The sequence below is a fragment of the Streptomyces sp. NPDC100445 genome (assembly GCF_044759735.1).
In the GTDB taxonomy this organism is placed as follows: Bacteria; Actinomycetota; Actinomycetes; order Streptomycetales; family Streptomycetaceae; genus Streptomyces.
Genome location: NZ_JBIVZV010000015.1, coordinates 55,896 through 80,998 on the forward strand (window position 1 = coordinate 55,896; position 25,103 = coordinate 80,998).

The following is a 25,103-nucleotide window of genomic DNA, read 5'->3' on the forward strand; positions in this document are numbered from 1 at the left end:
TCGCGGTGCGGCAGACGGGTCGGCTTGGTGGACGTGGGCAGCCGGACGGGACACCGAGGCCCACCGGGCCGTGGCCCGGACGGGCACCCGGGGTGACGCGGCGCCAGTGGCGTGCCGTCGACGGCCGGAGGGTCGGGGGCGGTGGGACGCATGGGGGCCGGGGCCGCGGCGCTCGCGGTGCGGCAGACGGGTCGGCTTGGTGGACGTGGGCAGCCGGACGGGACACCGAGGCCCACCGGGCCGTGGCCCGGACGGGCACCCGGGGTGACTCTGCGGCAGGGGCACGCCGCCGACGGCCGGGAGCGGCAGGGGGCGGTGGGCCGGGGCGGGGCCCGGGCGGCGGCGTTCGCCGTGCAGCAGACGGCCGACCCGCTGGACGAGGGAAGCCGGACGGGGTACCGGGAGGCAGCCGCCGGGACGGGCACCCGGGGGTGACTCGGCGGCGCTGGGGTTACGTGGTCGTGATCCGTACCTCTCCGCCGCCGGGGTCGACCCGGTCGTGCCAGCGGGTGGTGAGGGTCAGGCTGCGGTGGACCGGGACGGTGCCCGGGCCGAGGCGTTCGCGGTGCAGGAGACGGCCGTCCTGGTGGACGAGGAGGACCGGCCGGGTCAGCGGGGCACCGGTGCGCAGCACATGGGGGCTGGTACGGGCGCCGGGGGTGACGCGGTTGGGGGCGATCCAGCGCAGCGGCGCTTCGACGGCGACGGGTACGCCCGGCTCGGGCCAGGGCGCGCCCGCCAGCAGGTCGAGGACGGCGCCGGCCGCGCGGGCGCCCTCGCGGGCCGCGGTGCGGGCCGGTTCCACGGCGTGCAGGACGTTGCCGGCGGCGAGGACGCCGGGGCGCGAGGTGTGCAGGGAACCGCCGACGGCGGGACCACGGGTGCCGGGGTCGAGGACGAGGCCGCCGCGCCTGGCCAGTTCGTGGTCGGGGACGAAGTCGCCGGTGAACACGACGGTGTCGCAGGCCAGTACGGCCGTGCGGCCGTCCCGGTGGCGGACCCGGACCCCGGACAGCCGTCCGTGGCCGAGGAGTTCGGTGACCGTGGTGCCGGTCAGCAGCGGGATGCCGCGCAGCAGCCGGGCCGTCTCGGCGCGGGCGCGGTGCGTTCGGGCGTGCGGATCCTCCGTGACCAGGGCGACGACGTCGGCGCCCGCCGCGCGCAGGGTGCCGAGGGCCGCGTACGAGACGTCCTCGGCACCGACGACGACGGCGCGGGTGCCGATGTGCTGGCCGAACAGGTGGACGGACTGCTGGAGTTCGCCGGTGGTGTAGACGCCGACGGGGCGGGTGCCGGGCACCAGCCGGGCCGAGCGCGGGCGTTCGCGGGCGCCGGTGGCGAGGACGACCGCCCGCGCCTCGACCGTCTCGGGGCCGCCGGGACCGACGGTGTGGAGGGCCGGGCCCTCCGTCGCCCAGTCCAGCGCGGTCGTCCGGGTGCGGATCGCGGCGCCCGCCCGTTCGGCGGCGTCGGAGAGCAGGCGGGCGTAGCCGGGGCCGGTCAACGGGTGTGTCCAGGTGCCGAAGCCGCCGTGGGCGCAGTGGCGGGGGACGCCGCCGGGCGCCGCCTCACGTTCGAGCACCTCCACGCGCCCGGCGCCGGCCGCGGCCAGCCGCGCGGCGGCGGCGAGCCCGGCGGGGCCGGCTCCGACGACGAGGACGTCGACGCGGCGCGGTGTCGTCACGGCCCGTGCCCTCCGTCCGGCCCCCGCTCGAACAGTTCGCGTACCGCCGCCCCGCAGTAGAAGCCCTGGCAGCGGCCCGCGCGGGCCCGGGTGCGGCGGCGCAGGCCCTCCAGGCTGCGGGGCGGGAGCGGGCCGGCGAGGGCGTCGCGGATCTCCCCGCGGGAGACGCGCTCGCAGTGGCAGACCAGGACGCCGTACTCGGGGTCCCGGGCGATGAGGTCCGGCCGCTGGTAGGGCCGGGGGAAGGCCTCGCCGAGCCGGGGCAGGGCGACCGGTCCGGGTTCGCGTGCCGGGCCGGGGTCGAGGCCGGCGTCGGTCAGCAGACCGGTGACGTGGGCGGCGATGGCCAGGGAGGCGGTCAGGCCGGTGGAGCGGATGCCGCCGACGGTGACGTACGCCTGCCCGGGGTGGGCGGTGATGCGGTAGTCGTCGTGCCCGGTGGCCGCGCGCAGTCCGGCGTAGACGGCGGTGACCTCCTCGTCGAGCAGCGCGGGCAGGACGCGCCGGCCCTGCTCGCGCAGCGCGGCGAGCCCGTCGGCGGTGGACCCGGTGGCCCGTCTGTCGGACAGGTCCTCGGCGGTGGGGCCGAGGAGGACGTTGCCGTGGACGGTGGGGGCGACCAGGACGCCCTTGCCGAGGGCGGTCGGCACGGGGAGCAGGATGTGCCGGACGAGGGGGCGGGCGAACTTGTCGAACACCATCAGCTGGCCGCGGCGCGGGGTGACGGTGAAGTCCTGGTGTCCGAGCCGGCGGTCCAGGGTGTCGGCGTGCAGTCCGGCCGCGTTGACCAGGTAGCGGGCGCGCAGGGCGCCCCGGCTGGTGGCCAGGAGGTGTCCGTCCGCCCGGCGCACGTCCCGTACGGCGGTGTTGAGGTGCAGGTCGGCGCCGGCGGCGACCGCCTGGGTGGCGTAGGCGAGGGTGGTCGTCCAGGGGCAGATGACGCTCTCGCCGGGGACGTGCAGGGCGCCGAGCGCGCCGGGCCCGAGGTGGGGCTCGCGGGCGTACAGCTCGCCGGGACCCAGCAGCGCGGTGCCGGGGCAGGCGTTGCGCCCGGCCTTCTCGGCGAGCCGGGGCAGCGCGGCGAGCTGCTCCTCGTCCCAGGCGACGAGGAGCGCGCCGACCTGTTCGACGGGGATGCCGGTGTCGGCGGCGTAGGCGGTGAGCCGTTCGTACCCTTCACGGACCAGGCGGGCCTCCAGGGTGCCGGGGGTCGCGTCGAAACCGGTGTGCAGGATCGCGGTGTTGGCCTTGGAGGTGCCCTGGCCGACGTCGTCCTGGGCCTCGACGAGGGCGACGCGCAGGCGGGGGTGGCGGGCGAGTTCGCGGGCGATGGCGCAGCCGACGACGCCGGCGCCCACGACCGCCACGTCGTACGCCGTCGACGGCAGCGGGCCGGCCGCGGTGACGGTCACGGGCGGAGGAGGGTGGCGACGGCGGTGCGGAAGCGGGCGCGGCGTTCGGCGGCCCGGTCGGCGGGGACGCGGGGTTCGTACACGGTGGCGGGTTTCCAGTCGGGCAGGGCGTCCTCGACGCGGAGTGCCGGGTCCGCGCCGAGGCGGGCGAGGGCGGCGGCGCCGAGTGCGGTGGCGTCGGGCAGCGCGGACACCTCCACGGGGCGCTGGAGCAGGTCGGCCTGGGTCTGCATGAGGAGCGCGGAGCGGGTCAGGCCGCCGTCGACGCGGAGGGTGTCCAGCGGGGTGCCGAGGTCGGTGGCGGCGGCGTCGGCGAGTTCGGCGACCTGGGCGGCGATGCCCTCGCACAGGGCGCGCACCAGGTGCCCCGGAGTGGTGTCGAGACCCAGACCGGTGAGGGAGCCGCGCAGGTCGCCGCGCCACCAGGGGGCGGCGAGTCCGGCGAGGGCGGGGACGAAGGTGACCCCGCCGCTGTCGGGCACGGTGGCGCCGACCGGGTCGAGGTCGGCGGCGCCGGAGAGGACGCCGAGGTCGGTGAGCCAGCGGACGGCGGAGGCGGCGGTGTACACCTGGCCGTCCAGGCAGTAGCTGGTGCGTCCGGCGAGCCGCCAGGCCACGCAGCTGACCAGGCCGGAGTCGCCGCGCCGGGGGCGGTCGCCGGTGTGGGCGAGGAGGAACGCGCCGGTGCCGTAGGTGCACTTGGCGGCGCCGGGCGCGGTGACGCCCTGGGCGAGCAGGGCGGCCTGCTGATCGACGGCGAGGCCGGTCAGCGGGATCTCGGGGCCGAACGCCCGTGTGGTGCCGACGGGTCGTGCGGCGTCGGTCACCTCGGGCAGGCGTTCGCCGGCCAAGCCGTACAGGTCGAGGGCGCGCGGGGACCAGGTGACGCTGTCCAGGTCGAGCAGCTGGGTGCGGCCGGCGGTGGCGGTGTCGGTGGCGAAGGCGCCGGTGAGGCGGTGGACCAGCCAGGCGTCGGAGGTGGTGACGACGCCCTCGCGGGTGAGGTGACGGCGGATCCAGGCCATCTTGGGGGCGGCGAAGTACGGGTCGAGGGGCAGGCCGGTCAACTGCCGCAGCTCGTCCGCGTGCCCGGCCAGCCCGGCGCAGACGGTCTCGGCGCGCCGGTCCTGCCAGACCAGGGCGTCGGTGAGCGGGCGGCCGGTCGCGGGGTCCCAGGCGAGGACGGTCTCGCCCTGGTTGGCGAGGCCGAGCGCGACGACGGGCTCACCGGCCTCGGCGAGCGCGCGGCGGCCGGCGGCGACCACCGAGTCGTACAGCCCGGCCGGGTCCGCCTCGACCAGGCCGCCGGGCAGGTAGCGGGGGCGGACCTCGGCGAACCCGGTGCCGATGACACCGCGTTCGGGGCAGACGACCAGCGCCTTGGTACCGGACGTGCCCTGGTCGACGGCGAGCACCGGCCCCGTCATCGCCCGCCCTCCGCCGCGGCACTGAAGATCACCACGTCAGCCTGCCGTCGCGCGGGGTCCGGCGTCAAGGGTTTCCGGATTCGGCCAACTGATCCATTCGATGGTTGAGTTGGCAATAATGGTTCGGCGGCGAGCCGCGCCTCTATAGTGACCGCCGACCACACGCGAGATCTTCATGACCGCCCAGGGGAGGGCTGTTGCTACGTCACCCCGCCACCACGCCGGTGCGCCAGTGGCCGGGGGCCGGCGGCTGATGGCCAGAGACGGAGCCCGCCCCTCCTACGATCCCGCCGGCCCCGACCAGGCCCTGCGCGCCGCGCTCCAGGACCTGCGTACCGGCCGCTGGATGGCGATGCGCGCCCTGCTCGGGGACACCACCCAGTGGTGGCGGTGGACCCAGCGCACCCAGATCCTCGCGGCGGCCGCGGCCGGCACCGACGTGGTGCGGGCCTGGCTCGCCGAGGAGCCGGGCAACGTGCACGCCGCGGTGATGCACGCCCGGGTGCTGGTGGAGCGCGCGCTGCGGGCCAGGCGGGAACGGCACCGCCGTACGCACGAGTTGTGGATCGAGGCGTGGGACGCCGCCCAGTCCGCCACGGCCACCGCCCCGCGCGACCCCGTGCCCTGGGTGTGCCTGCTGGCGCTGGCCCAGCTCGACCCGGAGCAGCGCTGGGAGGAGCACCGGGCCGCCGCGCCGGAGCCGATGCTGCCGCCGGGACCCTGGGGGCTGCTGGCCGAGGCCCGCCGACGCGACCCGGACAACCGCGAGGCCCACCACCGGATGCTCCAGTTCCTGTACGTGCGCGGCGGTTCCGGCCGGCTGGCGGAGGCCTCCGGGTACGCGCAGTGGGCCGCCGGGCAGGCCCCGCCGGGTGCCGCGGCGCACGTGCTGCCGCTGTACGTGCGGGTCGAGCGCTACCGCCGGGACAGCGGCCACGACGCGGCGCTGGACCTGCACTGGGTGGTGGACGAGGCGGCCCGCGAGGCGCGGCGGGCGCTGGACTCCTGGTTCGGCCGCACCCGGAGCGACGAACGCTCGCTGTCCGACCTCAACCATCTGGCGCACGCCCTGTGGGGTTCGCTCCAGTTCTCCGACGCGGCCCGGGTGTTCGAGGCGATCGGGCCGTACTTCACTCCCCCGCCCTGGATGTACCGCACCCCGGACCGGGAGCGCGCCGTCGAGGTCTTCACCCAGGCCCGGGACCGCTGCCGGGCCGCCGCCGACGGCCCCCGCCCCTGACCGGACCGGTACCGCCGGCGACCACGCACCACCCCGGAACCCCCCGCACCAGGCAAGTCCCGCTCCCCCTGAACGTGCCCTGTTCGACGACCCGTTGATCCCGGAGGTCCCCGCGTGTCCCCCATCCCCGATTCCTCGTCCGCCCCCGCCAAGGGCCTGCCGCAACAGGACGAGGAGCAGCGCCTGCGTGAACTCGGCTACCGGCCGGTGCTGGCCCGCCGCATGGGCGGTTTCGGCAACTTCGCGATCAGCTTCTCGGTGATCTCGATCCTGTCCGGCTGCATGACCCTGTACGGCTTCGGCCTGAACACCGGCGGCCCCGCCGTGATGCTGTGGGGCTGGGCCGGCGTCGGCCTGTTCGTGCTGTGCGTCGGCCTGGCGCTCGCCGAGGTCACCAGCGCCTACCCGACCTCCGGCGCCCTGTACTACATGGCCGACCGGCTCGGCGGCCGCCGCTGGGGCTGGTACACCGGCTGGCTGAACCTGCTCGGGCTGCTCGGCGCGATCGCCGGCATCGACTACGGCGCCGCGCTGTTCACCGGCGCGTTCGCCAACCTCCAGTGGGGCTTCCACCCGACGCCCGGCAGGACCATGCTGATCTTCTGCGCGATCCTGCTGCTGCACGCGGTGCTGAACCTGTTCGGTGTCCGGCTGGTCAGCGTGCTCAACTCGGTCAGCGTGTGGTGGCACCTGGCGGGTGTCGCGCTCATCGTCGGCGCCCTGGCGATCTTCCCCGACCACCACCGGTCGCCGTCCTTCGTGTTCACGGAGTTCGTCGACAAGACCGGCTGGCACAATCCGCTGTACGTGGCGGCGATCGGTCTGCTGCTCGCGCAGTACACCTTCTCCGGCTACGACGCCTCCGCCCACCTGTCGGAGGAGACCTCGCACGCCTCGGTGGCCGCGTCCCGCGGCATCGTCCGGGCCATCTGGGTCTCCTGGCTGGCCGGTTTCGCCCTGCTCGCCGGACTCACCTTCGCCATCCAGGACTACGACGCCACGCGCACCACGGACACCGGTGTGCCGCCCGCGCAGATCCTGCTCGACGGGCTCGGCACCGGCGGCGCCAGCGCGCTGCTGCTCGTCGTGATCGTCGCCCAGCTGTTCTGCGGGAACGCCGAGGTGGCGGCGGCCAGCCGGATGGTGTTCGCCTTCAGCCGGGACGGGGCGCTGCCCGGCTCGCACCTGTGGCGCAAGGTGAGCGACCGCACCCAGACCCCGGTCGCCGCCGTGTGGCTGTCCGTCGGGGTGGCCTGCCTCCTGGCCCTGCCGTCGCTGTACTCGGCGACGGCGTACAACGCGGTGACCGCCATCAACGTCATCGGTATCACCCCGGCCTACGCCATCCCCGTCTACCTGCGACTGCGCGCCGGCGACCGCTTCCAGCGGGGACCGTGGCACCTGGGCCGCTGGAGCAGACCCGTCGGCTGGGTGGCCGTCGTGTGGGTGGCGGTCGTGACGGTCCTGTTCTGCCTGCCGCAGTCGTCACCGGTGACCGTGGACACGATGAACTACGCGTCCGTGGCCCTCGCCGTGGTCCTGGTCCTCGCCAGCGTGTGGTGGTACGTCGCCCGCCGGTCGTACGGCACGCCCACCACCGCCGCCTACGGCAGCGACCGCGACCAGGCCGACCTGGCCGAGGGCATCGTCTGAGCCTGCCGTCCGGTGGACGCCGGTCCCGGTACGGACAGGCGTGCCGGATGCGGCAGGATGAACGAACGCGCCGGCCACCGGAGTTCCGGGGCCGGCGCGGTCGCACATCCCGGACATCGAGCAGGTGACATCGTGACGAGAATCCCCCACAGGCCTTCCCCGGCGGTTTCGTGCCCGGGAGGTGGCCGGTGAACCGCACGCCGACCCTGGACGACCTCGTCCTCGGCGGTGTCGCCCTGGGGGCGGGCCTGCTGCTCGCCTTCGTGTCGCGCACCCTGCTGCACTGGCTCGGCGGGCACGCCAAGCGGACCCGGTGGAGCGGCGACGACGTCATCGTGGACGCGCTGCGCTCGGTCGTGCCGTGGGCGGCGATCGCGGGCGGCGCGGCGGCCGCGGCGGCCGTGCTGCCGCTCACCGGGGTGGTCCAGCACCACGTGGACCAGGTGCTCCAGGTGTGGCTGATCGCGGTGGTGACGGTCTCCGCGGCCCGGGTCATCGCCGGCCTGGTGCGCACGGTCACCCACTCCCGCTCGGGCGTGGCTGGCTCGGCGACCATCTTCGTCAACATCACCCGGGTGCTGGTCCTGGCGATCGGTTTCCTGATCGTCCTCCAGACGCTCGGCATCTCGATAGCGCCGCTGCTCACCGCCCTGGGCGTGGGCGGTCTGGCCGTGGCCCTGGCCTTGCAGGACACGCTCGCCAACCTGTTCGCGGGCGTCCACATCCTGGCCTCCAGGACCGTCCAGCCGGGTGACTACATCCGGCTGAGCAGCGGCGAGGAGGGGTATGTCGTCGACATCAACTGGCGCCAGACGACGGTCCGCCAGCTCTCCAACAACCTCGTGGTCATCCCCAACGGGCAGCTCGCCAAGGCAAACATGACCAACTACACCCGACCCGAGCAGCAGTTGACCGTGCTGGTGCAGGTCGGTGTGGGATACGACTCCGACCTGGAGCACGTCGAGCGGGTGACCTCGGAGGTGGTCGCGGAGGTCATGGCGGATGTCGCGGGCGCCGTCCCGGACCACGAACCCGCCATCCGCTTCCACACGTTCGGTGACTCGCGCATCGGTTTCACGGTCGTCCTGGGCGTGGGCGAGTTCAGCGACCAGTACCGGATCAAGCACGAGTTCATCAAGCGTCTGCACCGCCGCTACCGCGAGGAGGGCATCCGCGTCCCGGCGCCCACCCGCACGGTGGCCCTCCAGCAGGGCGCGGTGGTGATCCCGCACCAGCGCAACGCCGAGGAGGTCGGCCCGGACGCCTTCCGGACCGAGTAGGACGGGCGCGCCGCCGCGTGCCCGTCGTGGGTGTTCGTCGCCGCGTGCCCGCCGTGAGCCGTCGGCGCCGCGTGCCCGTCGTGCGTCGTCGCCGCCGGCCCCTGCCGTGCCTCACGGGGCCGGCGGGCCGCCGTTCAGGTGGCGCCGCTCCGTTCGCCCCGCACGGGCTGGCCGCCGTGTCCTTCTCGGGGCGGGGTCCTCGGAAGGAGCGCCCCGGCGGCGAGGCCGCCCAGGCCGATCACCGCGAGGGTGATCATGGCGACGGCGTACGCGCCCTTGGTGAGCCCGGCGACGAGGATGGTCCCGGCGATCGCCGTGCCGAAGGACGAGCCGAGGTTGGACACGCTGCGGGACAGACCGGAGATCTCGCCCTGCCGCTCCTCCGGGAAGCTCGACTGGACGACGTTGACCGACGGCGTCAGCATCAGGCCCAGGCCGAGGCCCACGAGGAGCAGTCCGGGGACGAAGGCCCAGGCGGTGGTGAAGCTGCCGGCCAGGCCCACGAGCACCGCCACGCCCGCGACGGCGACCACGAACCCGGTGGTGATCAGGGTCCGCTGGGACCGCCGTCGGGCGAGCGCGGCGGCGGACAGCGACGTCACGAGCAGTCCCAGCGTCGCGGCCGTGAAGATCACGCCGGTCTGTACGGCGTCGTAGCCGCGGACCACCTGGAGGTAGGCGGCCACCGTGAACGACGTGCCCATCAGCAGCAGCCATTGCACGTTCTGCGTGATCAGTCCGAGGTTGGAGGTGCGGACGCGGAACAGGCCGAGTGACAGCAGCGGTTCCTCACCGGCTCGTTCCTTGTCGCGCGAGGAGCGCAGGAACCAGGCGAGGACGAGGACACCGAGGACGATCAGGCCGGCCATCAGCCAGATGTTGTTGTCCGCCGCCAGGATGCCCATGACGACCAGGACCAGGCCCGCCGCGGACAGCACGGCCCCGGTGGTGTCGAAGGACCGGGTGGGGTCAGGGGGCAGGGGGTCCTCGATACGGCGGCTCAGCCAGACGATCACCGCGATGACCAGCGCCTGGAACACGAAGGCCGCGCGCCAGCTGATGCCGGTGGTGATGAGCCCGCCGATCAGCGGTCCCGCCGCCGCACCGACGCCGCCCAGCGCCATGATGATGCCGAACGCGCGGGCGCGGGAGGTCAGGTCCCGGTACAGCAGTGTGGTGAGGATGTAGACGGGCGGGATGAGCAGGGCGGTGCCGACGCCCTCCAGGATCGAGTTGCCGAGGATGAGGACGCCGAGCCCCGGGGAGGCCGCGCTCAGCAGCGCGCCCACGCCGTAGACCACCAGTCCGGTGACGAAGCAGCGCTTGCGGCCGTAGCGGTCGGTCAGCTTCCCGCCGGGGATCATCAGCGCTGCCATGACCAGCAGGAAGACGGTGATGGCCACCTGGACGCCCTGGACGGTGGTGTCGAGGTCCTCGCTGATGTCGTTGATCATCACGTTCATGTTGGAGCCGGCGAAGCTGCATATGAACTGGGCCAGGGCCAGCGCGGCCAGGATGTGCCGCTGCTCCGGCGGCGGCCGCGTCGGCCCTGTCGTGTCAGTCATCCGCGGTTGCCTCCGTCGAGGGGTCGTTGGGGACCGTGAGGCCCTGGATGTCGGGGGGCCGGGCGGCGGTGCCCGCGTCGGCTCCGGTCGTGTCCCGGCCCAGCTCCTCGTCGAGGGCCATGGCCGCGGTGACCAGCGCGAGGTGGGTGAACGCCTGTGGGAAGTTGCCGAGTTGCTCCCCGGACGGGCCGATCTCCTCGGCGAACAGGCCGACGTGGTTGGCGTAGGTGAGCATCTTGTCGAAGGCGTACCGGGCCTGGTGGAGCCGGCCGCTGCGGGCGAGGGCCTCCACGTAGAAGAAGCTGCACAGGTTGAACGTGCCCTCGGAGCCGCGCAGTCCGTCGGGCGAGGCCGCCGGGTCGTACCGGTAGACCAGGCTGTCGCTGACCAGTTCGTCGTCCATGGCGTCGAGGGTGCTGATCCAGTCGGGGTCGCGCGGGGAGAGGAACCCGACCCGGGGCATCAGCAGCAGCGAGGCGTCCAGGACGTCGGTGTCGAAGTGCTGGACGAAGGCCCGCCGCTTCTCGTGCCAGCCGCGCTCGACGATCTGCTGGAAGACCTTGTCCCGGACGGCCGTCCAGCGGGCGGTGTCGGCGGGGCGGGAGAACCGGGTGGCGGACCGTATGCCCCGGTCGAACGCGACCCAGGTCATCAGCCGGCTGTAGGTGAAGTCCTGCCGGCCGCCCCGGGTCTCCCAGATGCCCTCGTCGGGCCGGTCCCAGTTGTCGGCGAGCCAGTCCAGTACGCCGCTCAGCGCCTTCCAGCCGCGTACCGCGCCGATGTCCCCGCCGACCGTCAGGGCGTCCGAGGCCTCGCCGTAGATGTCGAGCTGGAGCTGGTCGACGGCCGCGTTGCCCGCCCGTACCGGCCGTGACCCGCGGTAGCCCTCCAGGTGGTCCAGGACCTCCTCGCCCAGGTGGGGGTCACCGTCCACCCGGTACATGATCTGCAACGGGTCGCCCGAGGCGGTGCCGCCGGCCTCGACGCGGTCGCGCAGCCAGCGCCGGAAGGCGTAGGCCTCCGTCTCGAAACCCAGGTCGGTCAGGGCGCTCACGGACAGCGAGCCGTCCCGGATCCAGGTGTAGCGGTAGTCCCAGTTGCGTTCGCCGCCGACCTGCTCGGGCAGTCCCATGGTGGCGGCGGCGATGGGCGCGCCCGTCGGCGCGTAGGTGAGCAGCTTGAGGGTGATGGCCGACCGGTTCACCATGTCCTGCCAGCGCCCGTGATAGGTGCAGGACCGCAGCCAGGACAGCCAGAACCGGCGGCACTTCTCGACGTCCTCGGCGATGCCGGGCAGCGCGGGGAGGTCCGGAGCGGCTGCGCCGGCGCCCGCGCTGGTCAGCACGAAGGCGGCGGCCTCTCCGGTGCCGAGGGTGAACCGCGCGGTGACGTCGGCGCCGTCGGCCCGCAGCGGGGCCCCGACGGTGGACTGCACGTGCAGGTCCGTGCCCGGACCGCGCAGGACGGCGGCGTGGCCGTCGGTGACGTCGAGCGTGTGCGGTACCCGCCCGTAGTCGAAGCGCGGTCGGCACGTGAAGGTGAAGGGCAGGCTGCCCCGCATCACCCGGACGACCCGGATCAGGCGGTGCCGGTCGGTGGGCACCGGGGAGTCGACGGGGGGCATGAAGTCGGCGACCTCGCCGACACCGCCGGGCCCCATGAACCGGGTCACCAGGATCGCCGTGTCGGAGAGGTACAGCTGCCGGACCGACACCTGTCCGTCGAGGCCGTCCACGGCGAGCCGGCAGTGTCCGCCGTGCTCGCTGTCCAACAGTGAGGCGAAGACGCTGGGCGAGTCGAAGCGGGGGGTGCACCACCAGTCGACGGTTCCCCCGGACGACACCAGGGCCGCCGTCTGGAGGTCACCGACCAGCCCGTGGTCCGCGATGGGCGGATACCGGTCCATCGTGTCTCCTCCCGTTCCGTTACGGAGTCACCGCGGAGTCGTCGTCCTCGACCACGCACAGGGCCCAGATGACGAACCCGGAGAGGGCGATCATCATGACCGACCACAGCGGGAAGTAGGGCAGCGAGAGGAAGTTGGCGATGATGACCAGCCCGGCGATGACGATCCCGGACACGCGCGCCCACATCGCCCGCCCCATCAGGCCGAAGGCGACGATCAGCGCGATCACGCCCAGGACGAGGTGGATCCAGCCCCAGCTGGTGAGGTTGAACTTGAAGACGTAGTTGGGTGTGGAGACGAACACGTCGTCGTGGGCGATCGCCATGATGCCCCGGAACACGCCGAGCAGTCCGGCGAGCGACAGCATGACCCCGGCGAAGGAGGTCAGACCGCCCGCCCAGGCCTGCTTGGCGGAGTGGGTACGGGCACGGGTGGGATGTGTGGCGGCCATACGGAGTCCTCGATTCGTTGCCGTGGGCGCCGCTCAGCGCCCGGGGACGGTGGAGACGGTGTCGGAGCCGCGGGCCGGTCCGGCGCCGCTGAGGACCAGCTCCTTGGCCCTGCGGAACTCGTCGTCGGTGATGTCACCGCGGGAGCGCATGTCGGACAGCTTGGCGAGTTCGTCGGCATGGCTGGGCTGTGTCCCGCCGGACTGCGCGGTCTGCCGTACGTAGGAGTCGAGTGCCTCCTGCCGAGCGCGCGCGTCGGCCACCTCGCGCTTGCCCATGCCCTTGCCGCGCGCGATCAGGTAGACGAAGACGCCCAGGAAGGGCAGCACGATGACGAACAACGTCCAGCCGGCCTTGGCCCAGCCGTGCAGGTCGTCGTCGCGGAAGATGTCGACGATGATCCGGAACAGCAGGACGAACCACAGGATCCACAGGAAGAACACCAGCATGGTCCAGAAGGCGCTCAGCAGCGGATAGTCGTACGCGAGGTAGGTCTGCGCGCTCATGTCTCTCCTCGGTCAGGGGCACCGGCACGTGCGGTTCGAGGGCCGGTTTCTGCCGCTTTCAGCGTGCACACGACGAGGGCGGCGCGTCCTCACCCGGAGCGGGTGAACGTGCCCGCGGGGCGTCAGCCCATGGGCCCGGAGGCGCCCGGCAGCGTGCCGCCGCTCCTGCGCAGCGCCGCCCGCCAGGCCAGGGCGACGCCCAGCTCGACGAGGCCCAGCAGCACGAGCCACAGGCCGAGCAGCCGGGTCAGCGCGCGCGCCGACTCGGCGGGCAGCGCCAGCACCACGATCCCGGCGACGATGCCGAGCACCGCGGCACCCAGGACGACACCCCGGTGGGGCAGCTCCCTGACGGCGATCGCCGTGTACAGGGTGAGGACACCGGAGGCCAGCCAGGCCAGTCCGACGATCAACGACAGCGCGGTGATGGTCTGCAACGGGTTGCGCAGGCACAACACGCCGGCCAGGACGTACAGCACCGCGGCCAGCAGCCCGGGAAGCCGTTCCCCGTGCTCCTCCCGCGAGAACGCCGTCACGAACCGGAACGCGCCGCTGAGCAGCAGGCAGAGCCCGAGGATGACTGCCAGGACGTGCAGCGTCTCGTCCGGCCAGACGAGGATCAGCACGCCCGGCACGAGCGTGACGACGGCCGCCCCCAGACCCCAGGTCCAGGAGCGGGCGATCATCGTCATGGTGCCGTCGGGGCCGGTGGCCGTCCCACCGAACGGATCCGACGGTCCCGGCGCCTGTCCACGCGGTTCGGTCATGGCTCCTCCTCGCGTGTCCGTGGCCGGACCGTTCGCCGGTCCCCGGTGGGACGGCACCCGGCCCCTCGGTTCAACAGCCTGGCCGGAACTCCCGGGGCGCCGGATCACCCACCGCGGGTGAATCCCGCCGGTGGACCCGTCCCGCCCCCGGGCTGCGCGCCGCTCACTCCGGCAGCTGACGCATCTCCACCACCCTCAGCCCGAGCGACTGGCAGCGGTTGAGCAGTCCGTAGAGGTGTGCCTCGTCGACGACGGGGCCGAACAGGACGGTCTGCCCGGACATCAGCACCCGCTCGAGCTCCGGGAAGGCCTGGGCCAGGGTCTCGGACATGTGTCCATCGACACGGATCTCGTAGCGCATGGGGCCTTCTCCCGCCGCGGGCCTGGTGCGGTCTCTGGTGCGGTCTCCCTGGCGATCCTGCTCCGTCCGGCCGTGCCGGACCTCACCCGGCACAGGTGACCCGGCACCCGACCGCCCCCAAGGACCCTGGGCCGCCGGTGACGCCGGGTGCCGTGGCGTCAGTGGGTGACGGCGAGCTTGAAGGTGATGATCGCCAGGCCGAGCAGCAGATTGACCGCGGCGGTGCCGGCGACCAACCGCCAGGACGCGCCCGCCCGCCGTGCGCCGACCGCGGACCAGCCCACCTGACCGGCCACGGCCACCGCGACGGCCAGCCACCCCGCCCCCACCACACCCAGGCCGAACAGCGGGCTGACGGCGACCGCGACGGCGGGTGGGACGGCGGCCTCCACGATCGGCCACTCCTCCCGGCACACCCGCACCACGGTCGCCCGGTCCAGCGGGCGTTGCGCGAGGCGGGCCCCGAACAGGTGGGCGTGGACGTGCCCGACCCAGAACACCAGCCCGGTGACCAGCAGCAGGAGCATCAGCCGGAGCCGGGGGAACTCCCCCAGGCCGGAGGCGCCGATCACCACGGACGCGGCGAGCATCGACCCGTACACGGCACCCGTGTAGTCGGCGTGGGACCGGCGCGCGGTACGGCTCTCCGCAGCCGTGTCCTGCTCGGTGGAGGACATCACCGCCGCCTTTCGTCCGCGCTTTCGGGCATCGCCGGGCCGGGAGTCAGATCAGTCCGTGCTCGCGGGCCCGGCGGACCGCATCGGCGCGCCCGTTCACACCGAGCTTGCGGTAGGCGCTCTTGAGGTGGGTCTTCACCGTGTTGACGGAGACGTACAGGTCGGCGGCGATCTCCTCGGTGGACATCAGGTCGGCCAGCCCGCCCACGACCTCGCGTTCGCGCGCGCTGAGGTCCTCCACGACGAGGGGCGGGTCGGACGCGGCCGGTCCCGGGCCGTCGTGCGGGCCGGGCCCGTCCGGGACGAGCCAGCCCGCGGCCAGCCCCTGGAGGGAAGGTGTCTCAAGGAGGCGCCGGATACGGGGTCCGGCGTCGAGGAAGGGCCGCCGCAGCCGCTCCGGCCGGGCCTCCAGCAGGGCGTGGGCGAGCTGTTTGCGGGCCGTCGCGGTGTCGCCCGTCTCCTCGGCGTCCCGAGCGCGCACCAGCGCGGCGCGTACGGTCGCCCGGGGGCCCGTGAGGTCCCCGGTCCGCATCTGGTCGAGCAGGCCGAGGGCCGTCTCGCGGTTCCCGGCGGCGAGCTGGGCCCAGGCGATGTCGGCCGCGTACGCGGGCTCGCCGGCGCAGGAGACGTCGTCGAGGACCTTGACGGCACTGTCCGGGCGGCCCTCGGCCAGATGGGCCGCGGAGGTGATCAGTGCGGTGCGGGCCTCCGCCCAGGGTGAGGTCACGAGTGCCGGGACGGTGGGGACGGCCGCCGCGGCGGCGGCCACCGGCTCGTCCCGGGCCAGCAGCAGCCCGGCCGTGGCGAGGGACCGGCTGGTGGCCGTCACCGGGTCGCGCGGGGAACCGCCGTCGGCCGCCTCGTCCAGCAGGGTCTGGGCCCGCCCGAGCTCGCCGCGGTCCACGGCCACGGCCGCCAGCACGAGCCGGCCGAGGTCCGGGCCGGTGCGGCGCGGGTGGTCCGCGCCGGACGTCTCGCTGTCCGTCAGGGCCGCCAGCGCGGTGCGCTCGGCCCGGCAGAGCCGGCCGTCCAGGTAGTCGATCAGCGCCAGCTGTCCGAGGCAGTCCCCCCGGGGCAGCGCGGTCGGTGCCCCGCCCGGGCCCGAGACGACCTCGGACAGGGCGGCGCGCGCGTCGTCGAAACGCCCGGCCCACAGCCGGACCGAGCCCAGGTGGGTCAGCAGCAGGGCGGTCAGTTCGGGGTGCTTGTCCAGCAGCCGGGCGGGAACCTCGCCGCGCAGTTCCTCGGCGGCGGCCACGGCCTGCTCCGCGGTGCCGGGCGAACCGGACAGCCGGGCGCCCAGGGTGCGCAGCAGCAGACAGCTCAGCCGCAGGGTGGCGTCGGCCGGCCGCCCGGTCAGGTGCTCCTCGGCGCGGCGCAGATGGGCCAGGCCCCGGTCCACGTCGTGCGTGGACAGGTCGCGGGCGGCACGCACCAGGTCGGCCGCCGCGCCGGTGGCCTCGGGTCCCATCGGTGCGAAGAGTTCGGCGAGGTCGTCCGCGCGCAGGCCGCCGAGGAGCTGGCCGATGGCCAGGTCGTCGACGAGCGCCCGGGCCGTGAGGTTCCAGTCGCCGGCGGCGGCGCCGTGCGCCAGTGCCTCGGGCAGGAGACCGGAGGACCGCAGCCACCGCGCGGCACGCCGGTGGAGTTCCGGTTCCAGCCCCGGCGAGCGGGCCCGCAGATGGGCCCGGAGGATCTCCCCGAACAGCGGGTGCAGGCGGTACCAGGACTGTCCCAGGTCCTCCACGAACGCGTTCTGGGCGTGCAGCGCGGCGAGCACCGGCTCCGCCCCGCCGTGACCGGTCAGCTCCGCCACCAGACCGGGGCAGAAGCGGTCCGTGACACTGACGCGCAGGAGCAGGTCCTGGGTGCGGGGCCTCTGCCGCTTCAGGACCTCGGCGAGCAGGAAGTCGGCGATCGTGCTGCGGCCCGCCTCGAAGTCCCTCAGGTACGCCTCCGGGTCCGGGCTGCGCTCGGCGGCCAGGGCGCTCAGGCGGAGCCCGGCGGCCCAGCCCCCGGTGCGTCCGACCAGGGCGCGGGTGGCCTCCTCGGGGAGCCGCAGCCCGTGCAGTTCCAGGAGGGCCGCCGCCTCGTCAGCGGTGAAGGCCAGTTCGGCGTCCCGGATCTCGGTGATGGCGCCGGCCGCCCGGTAGCGGTGCAGGGGCAGCAGCGGCTCGGTGCGGGTGACCAGGACCAGGCGCAGTCCCGGCCCGGCGTGGTGCAGGACGAACTCCAGCTGTTCGGCGATGGGCGCGCAGGCCACCCGGTCGAAGTCGTCGAGCACGAGGACGACGGGCCGCTCGCGCCCGCTGAGGTCGTCGGCGAGGCGGGCCAGCAGCCTGTGCTCCACCCGGCCGGCTTCCGCGGGGCAGCCGACGCCGGGCGACGGGGGCAGGCCGGCGGTGCGCAAGGCCTGGAGCACGTACGCCCAGAACATCCCGCAGCGCTGGTCGCCCGGTTCGCCCGTCAGCCAGGCGACCGGTTGCCCGAGCCGAGCGGCCCAGTCCGCGACCAGCAGCGTCTTGCCCGCGCCGGCCGAGCCGTCGACCATCGTCAGCGGTGTGCCGAAGGCCTGGTCGAGGTGGTCGGCGAGCCGTGGGCGGCGAAGGAAGGTGGCCGGCCTGGCCGGCACCGCGAAGCGGGTCTGGAGGAACGGTTCGCCGAGCGGATCGGCGTACGCGGCGGCGTGCCCCGCCGTGTTCTGCTGCCTCTCGGACATCGGGACACCACCTGTCCGTCGGCCCCGTGGGGGGCTCCACCCGATCAGCATCGCAGTCCCGGGGCCCCGGCGCAGTTCGCGCGGGCGGTATCGCGCCGCCGTCAGCGCTCGTCGCCGGGCGGACGCGTCCGGTCGGGTGCCGCCGGGGCCTGGACGCGGGCGGTGGCCGCGAGCAGGGCGAGCAGGGCGAGGACGCCGAGGAGCACCAGGGCCAGCAGCAGGACCGTGAGCACCGTCGGGTGGTTCCAGAGCGCGAAGACGACCGCGATGACCAGCAGGGCGCCCAGGGTGAGCCACCGGCGGTAGGCCAGGGTCCAGGTGCCGGCTCCGCCGGTGCCGATGTGGTGGGCCGCCGCCCACCGTGCCGCGGAGTCCGCCGTGTGGTCGGAGGCGCCGCGGATCGCCACGGGCAGCCGGCCCGGACCGACGAAATAGGCGCCCAAGGCGATGACGACGCCCAGGACGACGGCGGTCCGCAGGCTGACCCTGAGGAAGCGGACCAGGGTGTCGAAGACGGCCGCGGCGGCGGACCGGGACTGCACCTGGGGCGGCAGGTGGTCGAGGTAGTAGCGGCGCGCCACGACCAGGGCTACGGCGACGACCAGGCAGGCGAAGGCGGCCCCGAGCGCGGTGCGGGCCAGGGCGCGGCGGCGCCGGTGGGCGAGGAGCACCCCGGCGGCGCCGAGGACGACGACCAGCACCGGGAACCAGTTCCCGACGATGTCGAGGAGGTGCGCGGCCTTGCGGTACTTGGCGAGCTGGTCGGAGTGGAAGAGCACGAACTCCTTGTTCACCTGCGGAATCCGGTCGGCGGGTTTCAGTCCCGCGTCGACCAGTTCCTTCTTGACCCGCTCGACGGCCGTGCCCACGTCCAGGGTGACCGTGCCGTCGCTGACCCCGACCGCGCCGCGGCCCTCGCCGGTCAGGGCGTGCACGACGGCGTTGTGGGCCGCGCGGTTGGCGGTGCGCCACACCGTGGCGAAGGCGTCGCTCTTCACGACCCGTGTGGCGATCTTGGTGACGGCCTGGTCGGCGGCGGAGTCGAGCTGTGGGCCCAGTCCCCGGACGGCGTCGGCGGCACGCGGCGGCAGGCCCTGGGACCGCAGCCAGGAGGCCAGGTCCCCGGCGGCCTGCACGCCGTTGACGTGGGGGTCGACGGCCTCGCTGACGCGGTGGATCGCGGCGTCCTGGACGGCCGGGTCGGTGGCGAGGGGCGCGACGGTGGAGACGTAGCGGTCGGTGTCGAGCGCGATGTCGTGCACCCAGGTGGCCAGGAGGGCGAGGGGTACGAGGATGCAGGTGAGGACGATGAGCACGGCCGAGGCGACACTGCGCGCCACGCGGCCGGCGCCGGAACCGTGAGCGCCGGGGCCGTTCCCGCGGGGGCCGTTGCCGCCGGAGCCGTGTCCGCGGGGACCCTTCTCGTCAGAGCGGTGCCCGCCGGGCCCGTTGCCGCCGAAACTGCTCCCGGCAGGACCGCTCCCGCCGGGGACCTTCCCGGCCGGGCCACTCCCGCCAGGGGCGTCCCCACCGGGGCCGTTCCCGGCAGGGCCGTTCCCGGCGGGGGTGCTCCCGGCAGGACCGTTCCCACCGGGACCGTGCCCGGCAGGACCGTTCCCGCCGGGAGTGCTCCCGGCAGGACCTTTCCCCACAGGGCCGCTCCCACTGGTAACACTCCCGGCAGGGCCGCTCCCGCCGGGGCCGTTGCCGCCGGGTGGCCGGGCCGTACCGCCCGGGGGTGGCGCCGTACCGCCGGGAGTCGCGCCGGGGTGCTCCCGCGGGGTGTTCTCCAGGTCCGGCGGGGTGGGCCGCGGGTCGCGCGGTGTCCGGTCCGGGTCCTGTGGCTGCGGGTCGGTCGGCTCGGTCACGGGGGTCTCCGGCGCGGTAGGTGCCTGGACACGCCCATTGCCTCAGCCGCGTCGCCCGGGCGCACTCCGGGTGGGCCGGACGGACGACACGGGCACGCCGCCGGGAGCCGTCAGCCGTCAGGAGGCGGGCGGGCGGCGCTCACGCAGGGGCGGCGGGCTGCCGAGGCGGCTCGCCAGGAAGGGCTCCTGTGCCAGGACGGCACCCACGCTGATGCTGACGGCGACCGCGACGCAGACCACGATCAGCCAGGAGAGCAGCACGAACACCGAGCCGACGGGACCGTACTCGCTCAGGGCGCGGTCGAGCGCGTGCGGCATGTACAGGTTCGCGGTGACGGTCAGCGCGGTGAGGACGCCGGCGGTGATCACGGCTCCCGGCAGCAGCGGCCGCCAGCCGACGCGCCCGCCCAGCAGCAGGTGCTGGGTCCACCACCACAGGCCCGCCTGTGTGAGCAGCACGAGCGGCGTGCCCAGCCAGGCGCCGGCGCCGAAGCCGTTCCGCACCGGTCCCTGGAGGATCAGGACCCCGAGCCACAGGACGAGCCAGGCGGGCCACCGCCAGGGGGCGACCCTGGTGCCGGCCCGGGGGATCTCCCAGGCGCGTTTGCACAGGCGCTGGAGCGCCCGGCTGACCGCGGTGGCCGACAGCAGCACCATCAGGCCGCCGATGATGCCGGTGGCCTGCTGGAGGTTGTTCGTCGTGGGGTGCAGCGCGTGCTTCAGCTCGCTGCTCACCGACTCGCTCAGGCCGAACACCGCCCGGACGGAGTCGATCAGCTGGCGGCGTACCGCCGGCGGGGCGTAGGCCGCGACGACGAAGAGCAGCGGGACGGCCGTCAGGAAGCACTGCGCGGCCAGGCGTGTGGCGGAGTCGAAGATGTTCACGGACACCAAGCGGTCCACGAGGTGCGTGAGGACCGGCAGGCGGCTCTCCGCCCGCCGGTGCGCCGACTTCGCCCGGGCCACCAGCCGCTGGACGCGCCCGTCCGCTGCCATCAGGATCGGGGGGACGGCATGACGTTGTTCCCTTCGCCGCGACTGCCTTCGCTGCGTCCAGAGTGGGGGGCGAGGTGGCCCGCGGCACCTCGGCGATCACCCGGCCGGCCGGGACGGCGGCGGCCACGAGATGTCGTTCCCGGGACCGCTGGCTACTGTCGAGGTGTCCCGACAGGATGAGGTCGCCGTGCTGCCCGACCTGCTGCTCGTGGCCCTGGCCATCGCCCTGGACCCACTGCCCCTGATGAGTTTCGTGCTGGTGGTGGGGTCGGCGAGGGGGGTGTGGAAGGGGTTGGTCTTCATCCTGAGCTGGCTGGCGTGTCTGGTCATGGTGATCGCGCTCGTGCTGACGGTGACCGGCGGGCAGCCGCCGGCGCCCCGGTCGCCGCCCTCGACGGCCGTCCTCGCGGTCAAGCTGCTCGCCGGGGTGCTGCTCGTCGGCTACGGCGGGCACCGGCGCCGGCGGGTCCCCGGCAGCCGCGACCGCGAGCCCGCTCCGGACCCCGGGCCGGCGGCGTCCGCGCGGCTCACCGACAGGATGGACCGCACGACGGTCTGGGCCGCCGCCGGACTCGCCGTGCTCGTGCAGCCCTGGGGACTGGTCGCGGCGGGGGCGACCACCGTGCTGGAGGCGGACACCTCGCACCTGTCGACCTGGTTCGTCCTGTGCGGTTTCTGTCTGCTCGCCACGGCCGAGCTGCTCGCCGTCGAGCTGTACGTGGTCTTCAGCCCCGTCCGGGCGAAGGCGCGGCTGCTGCGGCTGCGGGAGTGGCTGACCGGCCACCAGGAGCAGGCGCTGGTCACCGTCTGCCTGGTGCTGGGCTGCTGGCTGGTGGGGAAGAGCCTGTACCAGCTCACCGCGTGATCCGGCCGGCGCGGAGGTGCGGGGCCCCGTACCGCGTGCTGCAATGGCAGGCGGGGGCCGCCGGCCGCCGGTGAAGGCGCTGCCGGGGGCGACGGTACGGCCGGGCGGACGAACCGTCCCCGGCTCCCCTCCGGCTTCGACGAGGAGTGGCCATGGAGAGTGTCGAAGAGATGGGCCCCGTCGACTACCTCGTCATCGAGTTCCCCGGGAACCGCATGACGGGCGAGGCCTTCCCCCTGCTGGTCGACCTCGCCGAGCGCGGCGTCATCCGCATCATCGACCTGGCCTTCGTGCGCAAGGAGACGGACGGCTCCGTCGTCGCGCTGGAACTGCGGGACCTCGGCGGTGAGGTGGACCTGTCCGTCTTCGAGGGCGCCTCGTCCGGCGTGCTGGACCAGACCGACCTGGAGGAGGCCGGCAACGCCCTGGAGCCCGGCAACGCGTCCGCGGTGCTGGTGTACGAGAACCTGTGGGCGGCCCCGCTGGCCCGCGCGCTGCGGCGCGGCGGGGCCCAGCTCGTGGCGAGCGGCCGCGTCCCCGTGCAGGCCCTGCTCGCCTCGCTGGACGCCATCGAGGACCCGGTGCCGCCCGGCGGCAGCGCGGCGGCCTGAGCCGGTCACCCACCGGCCGACGCATCGACTTGGGAGATGACCGACATGCCCGGACTGCTTCGGGGCGTCGCACGCACAGCCGTCGTCGCCGGAACCGCCACCGCCGTGTCCAACCGCGTCTCACGCCGGCAGGCGGGCCGCTGGGCGCAGCAGGACTACGACCAGCAGCAGGCGCAACAGCAGCAGGCCCCGCCGCCTCCGCCCGCCGCGCCCCAGGCTCCCGCGTCCGACGACATGAGCCACCGGATCGAGCAGCTCAAGCAGCTGGCCGACCTCAAGGCCCAGGGTGTCCTGTCGGACGAGGAGTTCGAGAGCCAGAAGCGCCGACTGCTGGCCTGAGCCGGCGGTGCCCGCCGATGGACGAGGACCGGGCCCGCGCGCTCCGATCGCTGGACCGGCGGCTGGACGCGCTCGCCCGGCAGCCGTTCCGGGCCCGGTTCCACCTGCGCGGACGGGACCGGGCGACCGCCGTGCTGAAGGGGCCGGCGACCGTCCGCCGGCACGCCCGCGACCTGATCGCCCAGCGGCTGGCACCGGCGCAGCCGTACAAGGACGGCAGGCAGACGCCGTACCGCGGACACCCGGTGTTCGTGGCGCAGCACGCCACCGCCACCTGCTGTCGCGGCTGCCTCGCCCGCTGGCACGGCATCCCCGCCGGACGGGAGCTGACCCGGGCCGAACAGCGGTACGTGGTGGACGTGATCTGCCGCTGGATCGCGCGGGAGACGGGAGACAGCGCGTTTTCCGGCCAGGACCCCTGTCGAACCGACCCCGGTCACGAGATATCTTGATGTCGAGCAATGTTGCAGACGTGGAGCGGAGCACCCGGTGACTGACTCGACCATCATCTACACCTACACAGACGAGGCCCCGGCCCTGGCGACGCATTCGTTCCTGCCGGTGATCCGGGCGTACGCCTCGCAGGCCGGTGTGCCCGTGGAGACCCGCGACATCTCGCTGGCAGGGCGCATCATCGCCGTCTTCCCGGAGTACCTGAACGAGGACCAGCGCATCCCCGACGCGCTGACCGAGCTGGGCGAGCTGGCCAAGACCCCCGCCGCCAACATCATCAAGCTGCCGAACATCTCGGCGTCGATCCCGCAGCTCAAGGCCGCCGTCGCCGAGCTCCAGGCCAAGGGCTACGCGCTGCCGGACTACCCGGACGACCCCCGGACCGACGAGGAGCGCGACATCCGCGCCCGCTACGACAAGGTCAAGGGCTCCGCCGTCAACCCGGTGCTGCGCGAGGGCAACTCCGACCGCCGCGCCCCGGCCTCGGTGAAGAACTACGCCAAGGCCCACCCGCACCGCATGGGTGCCTGGAGCGCCGAGTCCCGCACCGACGTGGCGACCATGGGCGAGAACGACTTCCGCTCCACCGAGAAGTCCGTGGTCATCGCCGAGGACGGCGCGCTGCGGATCGAGCTGGTCGGCGAGGACGGCACCACCACCGTGCTGCGCGAGTCCGTACCGGTCCTGAAGGACGAGGTCGTCGACGCTTCCGTGCTGCGCGTCGCCGAGCTGAACACGTTCCTCGCCGCGCAGGTCGCCCGCGCGAAGGAGGAGGGTGTGCTGTTCTCCGTGCACCTGAAGGCCACGATGATGAAGGTCTCCGACCCGATCATCTTCGGTCACGTGGTGCGCACCTTCTTCCCGAAGACGTTCGCGAAGTACGGCGAGACCCTCAAGGCCGCCGGCCTCACCCCGAACGACGGTCTCGGCGGCATCCTGAAGGGCCTGGAGAAGCTGCCCGAGGGCGCGGAGATCAAGGCCTCCTTCGACGCCGAGATCGCCGAGGGCCCCGACCTCGCCATGGTCGACTCCGACAAGGGCATCACCAACCTGCACGTGCCGTCGGACGTCATCATCGACGCCTCGATGCCGGCGATGATCCGCACCTCCGGCCACATGTGGGGCGCGGACGGCCAGGAGCACGACGCGCTCGCCGTCATCCCCGACTCCTCCTACGCCGGTGTCTACCAGGCCGTCATCGACGACTGCCGGGCCAACGGCGCCTTCGACCCGTCGACCATGGGCACCGTCCCGAACGTCGGCCTCATGGCGCAGAAGGCCGAGGAGTACGGCTCCCACGACAAGACCTTCGAGATCCCGGCCGCCGGCACCGTCCGCCTGACCGACGGCTCCGGCAACGTGCTGATCGAGCAGCGGGTCGCCGCGGGCGACATCTTCCGCGCCTGCCAGACCAAGGACGACCCGATCCGCGACTGGGTCAAGCTGGCCGTCACCCGTGCCCGCGCCACCGGCGACCCGGCCGTGTTCTGGCTGGACGAGACCCGCGCCCACGACGCGCAGCTGATCGCCAAGGTCGAGCGGTACCTCCCCGAGCACGACACCGAGGGCCTCGACATCCGCGTCCTCAGCCCGGTCGAGGCCACCAAGCTGTCGGTGGAGCGCATCCGCCGCGGCGAGAACACCATCTCGGTCACCGGCAACGTGCTGCGCGACTACCTGACCGACCTGTTCCCGATCCTGGAGCTGGGCACCAGCGCCAAGATGCTGTCGGTCGTCCCGCTGATGGCGGGCGGCGGCCTGTTCGAGACGGGCGCCGGCGGCTCCGCGCCCAAGCACGTCCAGCAGCTGGTCAAGGAGAACTACCTGCGCTGGGACTCGCTCGGCGAGTTCTTCGCGCTCGTCCCCTCCTTCGAGCAGTTCGCCGAGGCCACCGGCAACACCCGCGCCAAGGTCCTCGCCGACACCCTGGACCGTGCCACGGCGACCTTCCTCGAGGAGGACAAGTCCCCGACCCGGCGCGTCGGCGGCATCGACAACCGCGGCAGCCACTTCTACCTGTCCCTGTACTGGGCGCAGGAGCTGGCCCGGCAGACCGAAGACGCCGACCTGGCCAAGGCGTTCGCGCCGCTGGCCGAGACCCTCGCCGCGAACGAGCGGCGGATCGTGGACGAGCTGAACGCCGTCCAGGGCTCCCCGGTCGACATCGGCGGCTACTACCAGGTCGACCAGGCCAAGGCGGACGCGGTCATGCGCCCGTCGGCCACCTGGAACGAGGCGCTGGCGTCGCTGAGCTGACGTCCCCGGCACCGACCCTCCCCTTAAAGCTCCGCCCCGGCCGGGACACACACCCGGCCGGGGCGGAGC

Annotated in this window: 22 protein-coding genes; 9 read left to right on the plus strand and 13 right to left on the minus strand. The window is 73.9% G+C overall.

What is annotated here, in order from left to right; all coding sequences use genetic code 11:
- Positions 1 to 264: 264 nt before the first annotated feature.
- Positions 265 to 435, plus strand: coding sequence for a hypothetical protein (locus ACIQVT_RS30255; protein WP_403761138.1), 171 nt, complete (start codon positions 265 to 267; stop codon positions 433 to 435).
- A 16-nt stretch (positions 436 to 451) separates the two neighbouring features.
- On the opposite strand, the gene ACIQVT_RS30260 is transcribed toward ACIQVT_RS30255, so the two are convergent.
- From ACIQVT_RS30260 to ACIQVT_RS30270, 3 genes are read right to left on the minus strand one after another with little or no spacing between them, the layout of a single operon-like run.
- The gene (locus tag ACIQVT_RS30260) at positions 452 to 1,684 is read right to left on the minus strand and encodes an NAD(P)/FAD-dependent oxidoreductase (RefSeq protein ID WP_403761141.1); all 1,233 of its coding nucleotides are present in this window, start codon (positions 1,682 to 1,684) and stop codon (positions 452 to 454) included.
- Positions 1,681 to 3,096 (minus strand): FAD-dependent oxidoreductase, encoded by a 1,416-nt coding sequence (locus ACIQVT_RS30265; RefSeq protein WP_403761144.1) that lies wholly within the window; start codon positions 3,094 to 3,096, stop codon positions 1,681 to 1,683. Before ACIQVT_RS30265 ends, ACIQVT_RS30260 begins: the two co-directional genes overlap by 4 nt.
- Positions 3,093 to 4,523, minus strand: a complete 1,431-nt coding sequence (locus ACIQVT_RS30270; protein WP_403761147.1) for an FGGY family carbohydrate kinase — start codon at positions 4,521 to 4,523, stop codon at positions 3,093 to 3,095. Before ACIQVT_RS30270 ends, ACIQVT_RS30265 begins: the two co-directional genes overlap by 4 nt.
- A gap of 253 nt (positions 4,524 to 4,776) precedes the next feature.
- Here ACIQVT_RS30270 and ACIQVT_RS30275 point away from each other — a divergent pair, with 253 nt between their 5' ends.
- The 3 genes from ACIQVT_RS30275 (at position 4,777) to ACIQVT_RS30285 (ending at position 8,696) form a co-directional block, all read left to right on the plus strand.
- Entirely contained in the window at positions 4,777 to 5,763 is a 987-nt protein-coding gene (locus ACIQVT_RS30275) for a hypothetical protein (RefSeq protein WP_403761150.1), read from the plus strand.
- A gap of 114 nt (positions 5,764 to 5,877) precedes the next feature.
- Positions 5,878 to 7,416, plus strand: a complete 1,539-nt coding sequence (locus ACIQVT_RS30280) for an amino acid permease (protein WP_403761153.1) — start codon at positions 5,878 to 5,880, stop codon at positions 7,414 to 7,416.
- Positions 7,417 to 7,604: 188 nt separating this feature from the next.
- On the plus strand, positions 7,605 to 8,696 hold the full coding sequence (locus ACIQVT_RS30285; protein ID WP_403761156.1) for a mechanosensitive ion channel family protein: 1,092 nt from the start codon (positions 7,605 to 7,607) through the stop codon (positions 8,694 to 8,696).
- A gap of 134 nt (positions 8,697 to 8,830) precedes the next feature.
- Here the strand turns inward: ACIQVT_RS30285 and ACIQVT_RS30290 are convergent, their stop codons facing one another.
- From ACIQVT_RS30290 to ACIQVT_RS30335, 10 genes are all read right to left on the minus strand, one after another.
- A complete protein-coding gene (locus tag ACIQVT_RS30290) occupies positions 8,831 to 10,261 on the minus strand; it encodes an MFS transporter (RefSeq protein ID WP_403761159.1) in 1,431 nt (476 codons plus the stop codon).
- The gene (locus ACIQVT_RS30295; RefSeq protein ID WP_403761163.1) at positions 10,254 to 12,167 is read right to left on the minus strand and encodes a glycoside hydrolase family 15 protein; all 1,914 of its coding nucleotides are present in this window, start codon (positions 12,165 to 12,167) and stop codon (positions 10,254 to 10,256) included. The genes ACIQVT_RS30290 and ACIQVT_RS30295 overlap by 8 nt, the downstream gene beginning before the upstream one ends.
- Positions 12,168 to 12,186: 19 nt before the next feature.
- Positions 12,187 to 12,618: a hypothetical protein gene (locus tag ACIQVT_RS30300; RefSeq protein WP_403761166.1), complete on the minus strand. Its 432-nt coding sequence runs from the start codon at positions 12,616 to 12,618 to the stop codon at positions 12,187 to 12,189.
- A gap of 33 nt (positions 12,619 to 12,651) precedes the next feature.
- Positions 12,652 to 13,122: an SHOCT domain-containing protein gene (locus ACIQVT_RS30305; RefSeq protein ID WP_403761172.1), complete on the minus strand. Its 471-nt coding sequence runs from the start codon at positions 13,120 to 13,122 to the stop codon at positions 12,652 to 12,654.
- 122 nt (positions 13,123 to 13,244) lie between these two features.
- Positions 13,245 to 13,889, minus strand: coding sequence for an HdeD family acid-resistance protein (locus tag ACIQVT_RS30310; RefSeq protein ID WP_403761175.1), 645 nt, complete (start codon positions 13,887 to 13,889; stop codon positions 13,245 to 13,247).
- A gap of 163 nt (positions 13,890 to 14,052) precedes the next feature.
- The gene (locus ACIQVT_RS30315) at positions 14,053 to 14,250 is read right to left on the minus strand and encodes a hypothetical protein (protein WP_392199423.1); all 198 of its coding nucleotides are present in this window, start codon (positions 14,248 to 14,250) and stop codon (positions 14,053 to 14,055) included.
- A gap of 158 nt (positions 14,251 to 14,408) precedes the next feature.
- On the minus strand, positions 14,409 to 14,927 hold the full coding sequence (locus tag ACIQVT_RS30320) for a hypothetical protein (RefSeq protein WP_403761179.1): 519 nt from the start codon (positions 14,925 to 14,927) through the stop codon (positions 14,409 to 14,411).
- A gap of 46 nt (positions 14,928 to 14,973) precedes the next feature.
- A complete protein-coding gene (locus tag ACIQVT_RS30325) occupies positions 14,974 to 17,646 on the minus strand; it encodes a LuxR C-terminal-related transcriptional regulator (RefSeq protein ID WP_403761182.1) in 2,673 nt (890 codons plus the stop codon).
- Positions 17,647 to 17,747: 101 nt separating this feature from the next.
- Complete coding sequence (locus ACIQVT_RS30330) at positions 17,748 to 18,986, minus strand: hypothetical protein (RefSeq protein ID WP_403761185.1); 1,239 nt, start codon at positions 18,984 to 18,986, stop codon at positions 17,748 to 17,750.
- Positions 18,987 to 19,631: 645 nt separating this feature from the next.
- On the minus strand, positions 19,632 to 20,510 hold the full coding sequence (locus ACIQVT_RS30335) for a YhjD/YihY/BrkB family envelope integrity protein (RefSeq protein ID WP_403761188.1): 879 nt from the start codon (positions 20,508 to 20,510) through the stop codon (positions 19,632 to 19,634).
- Between the two features lie 187 nt (positions 20,511 to 20,697).
- Between ACIQVT_RS30335 and ACIQVT_RS30340 the strand changes: the two genes are divergently transcribed.
- From ACIQVT_RS30340 to ACIQVT_RS30360, 5 genes are all read left to right on the plus strand, one after another.
- Complete coding sequence (locus ACIQVT_RS30340) at positions 20,698 to 21,375, plus strand: GAP family protein (protein ID WP_403761664.1); 678 nt, start codon at positions 20,698 to 20,700, stop codon at positions 21,373 to 21,375.
- Between the two features lie 152 nt (positions 21,376 to 21,527).
- On the plus strand, positions 21,528 to 21,986 hold the full coding sequence (locus ACIQVT_RS30345; RefSeq protein WP_403761191.1) for a DUF6325 family protein: 459 nt from the start codon (positions 21,528 to 21,530) through the stop codon (positions 21,984 to 21,986).
- A gap of 45 nt (positions 21,987 to 22,031) precedes the next feature.
- The gene (locus ACIQVT_RS30350; RefSeq protein WP_403761667.1) at positions 22,032 to 22,325 is read left to right on the plus strand and encodes an SHOCT domain-containing protein; all 294 of its coding nucleotides are present in this window, start codon (positions 22,032 to 22,034) and stop codon (positions 22,323 to 22,325) included.
- A 17-nt stretch (positions 22,326 to 22,342) separates the two neighbouring features.
- Positions 22,343 to 22,777 carry a DUF4186 domain-containing protein gene (locus ACIQVT_RS30355; protein ID WP_403761194.1) on the plus strand — a complete coding sequence of 145 codons (435 nt, stop codon included), beginning with the start codon at positions 22,343 to 22,345 and terminating at the stop codon, positions 22,775 to 22,777.
- Positions 22,778 to 22,814: 37 nt separating this feature from the next.
- Positions 22,815 to 25,034, plus strand: coding sequence for an NADP-dependent isocitrate dehydrogenase (locus ACIQVT_RS30360; RefSeq protein ID WP_403761197.1), 2,220 nt, complete (start codon positions 22,815 to 22,817; stop codon positions 25,032 to 25,034).
- Positions 25,035 to 25,103: the final 69 nt, after the last annotated feature.

Coding starts and splice junctions, on each gene's coding strand:
- ACIQVT_RS30325 (WP_403761182.1), bottom strand. CDS start 17,646: ATGTCCGAGAGGCAGCAGAACACGGCGGGGCACGCCGCCGCGTACGCC.
- ACIQVT_RS30275 (WP_403761150.1), top strand. CDS start 4,777: ATGGCCAGAGACGGAGCCCGCCCCTCCTACGATCCCGCCGGCCCCGAC.
- ACIQVT_RS30355 (WP_403761194.1), top strand. CDS start 22,343: ATGGACGAGGACCGGGCCCGCGCGCTCCGATCGCTGGACCGGCGGCTG.
- ACIQVT_RS30350 (WP_403761667.1), top strand. CDS start 22,032: ATGCCCGGACTGCTTCGGGGCGTCGCACGCACAGCCGTCGTCGCCGGA.
- ACIQVT_RS30345 (WP_403761191.1), top strand. CDS start 21,528: ATGGAGAGTGTCGAAGAGATGGGCCCCGTCGACTACCTCGTCATCGAG.
- ACIQVT_RS30315 (WP_392199423.1), bottom strand. CDS start 14,250: ATGCGCTACGAGATCCGTGTCGATGGACACATGTCCGAGACCCTGGCC.
- ACIQVT_RS30290 (WP_403761159.1), bottom strand. CDS start 10,261: ATGACTGACACGACAGGGCCGACGCGGCCGCCGCCGGAGCAGCGGCAC.
- ACIQVT_RS30305 (WP_403761172.1), bottom strand. CDS start 13,122: ATGAGCGCGCAGACCTACCTCGCGTACGACTATCCGCTGCTGAGCGCC.
- ACIQVT_RS30335 (WP_403761188.1), bottom strand. CDS start 20,510: ATGGCAGCGGACGGGCGCGTCCAGCGGCTGGTGGCCCGGGCGAAGTCG.
- ACIQVT_RS30295 (WP_403761163.1), bottom strand. CDS start 12,167: ATGGACCGGTATCCGCCCATCGCGGACCACGGGCTGGTCGGTGACCTC.
- ACIQVT_RS30310 (WP_403761175.1), bottom strand. CDS start 13,889: ATGACCGAACCGCGTGGACAGGCGCCGGGACCGTCGGATCCGTTCGGT.
- ACIQVT_RS30300 (WP_403761166.1), bottom strand. CDS start 12,618: ATGGCCGCCACACATCCCACCCGTGCCCGTACCCACTCCGCCAAGCAG.
- ACIQVT_RS30320 (WP_403761179.1), bottom strand. CDS start 14,927: ATGTCCTCCACCGAGCAGGACACGGCTGCGGAGAGCCGTACCGCGCGC.
- ACIQVT_RS30270 (WP_403761147.1), bottom strand. CDS start 4,523: ATGACGGGGCCGGTGCTCGCCGTCGACCAGGGCACGTCCGGTACCAAG.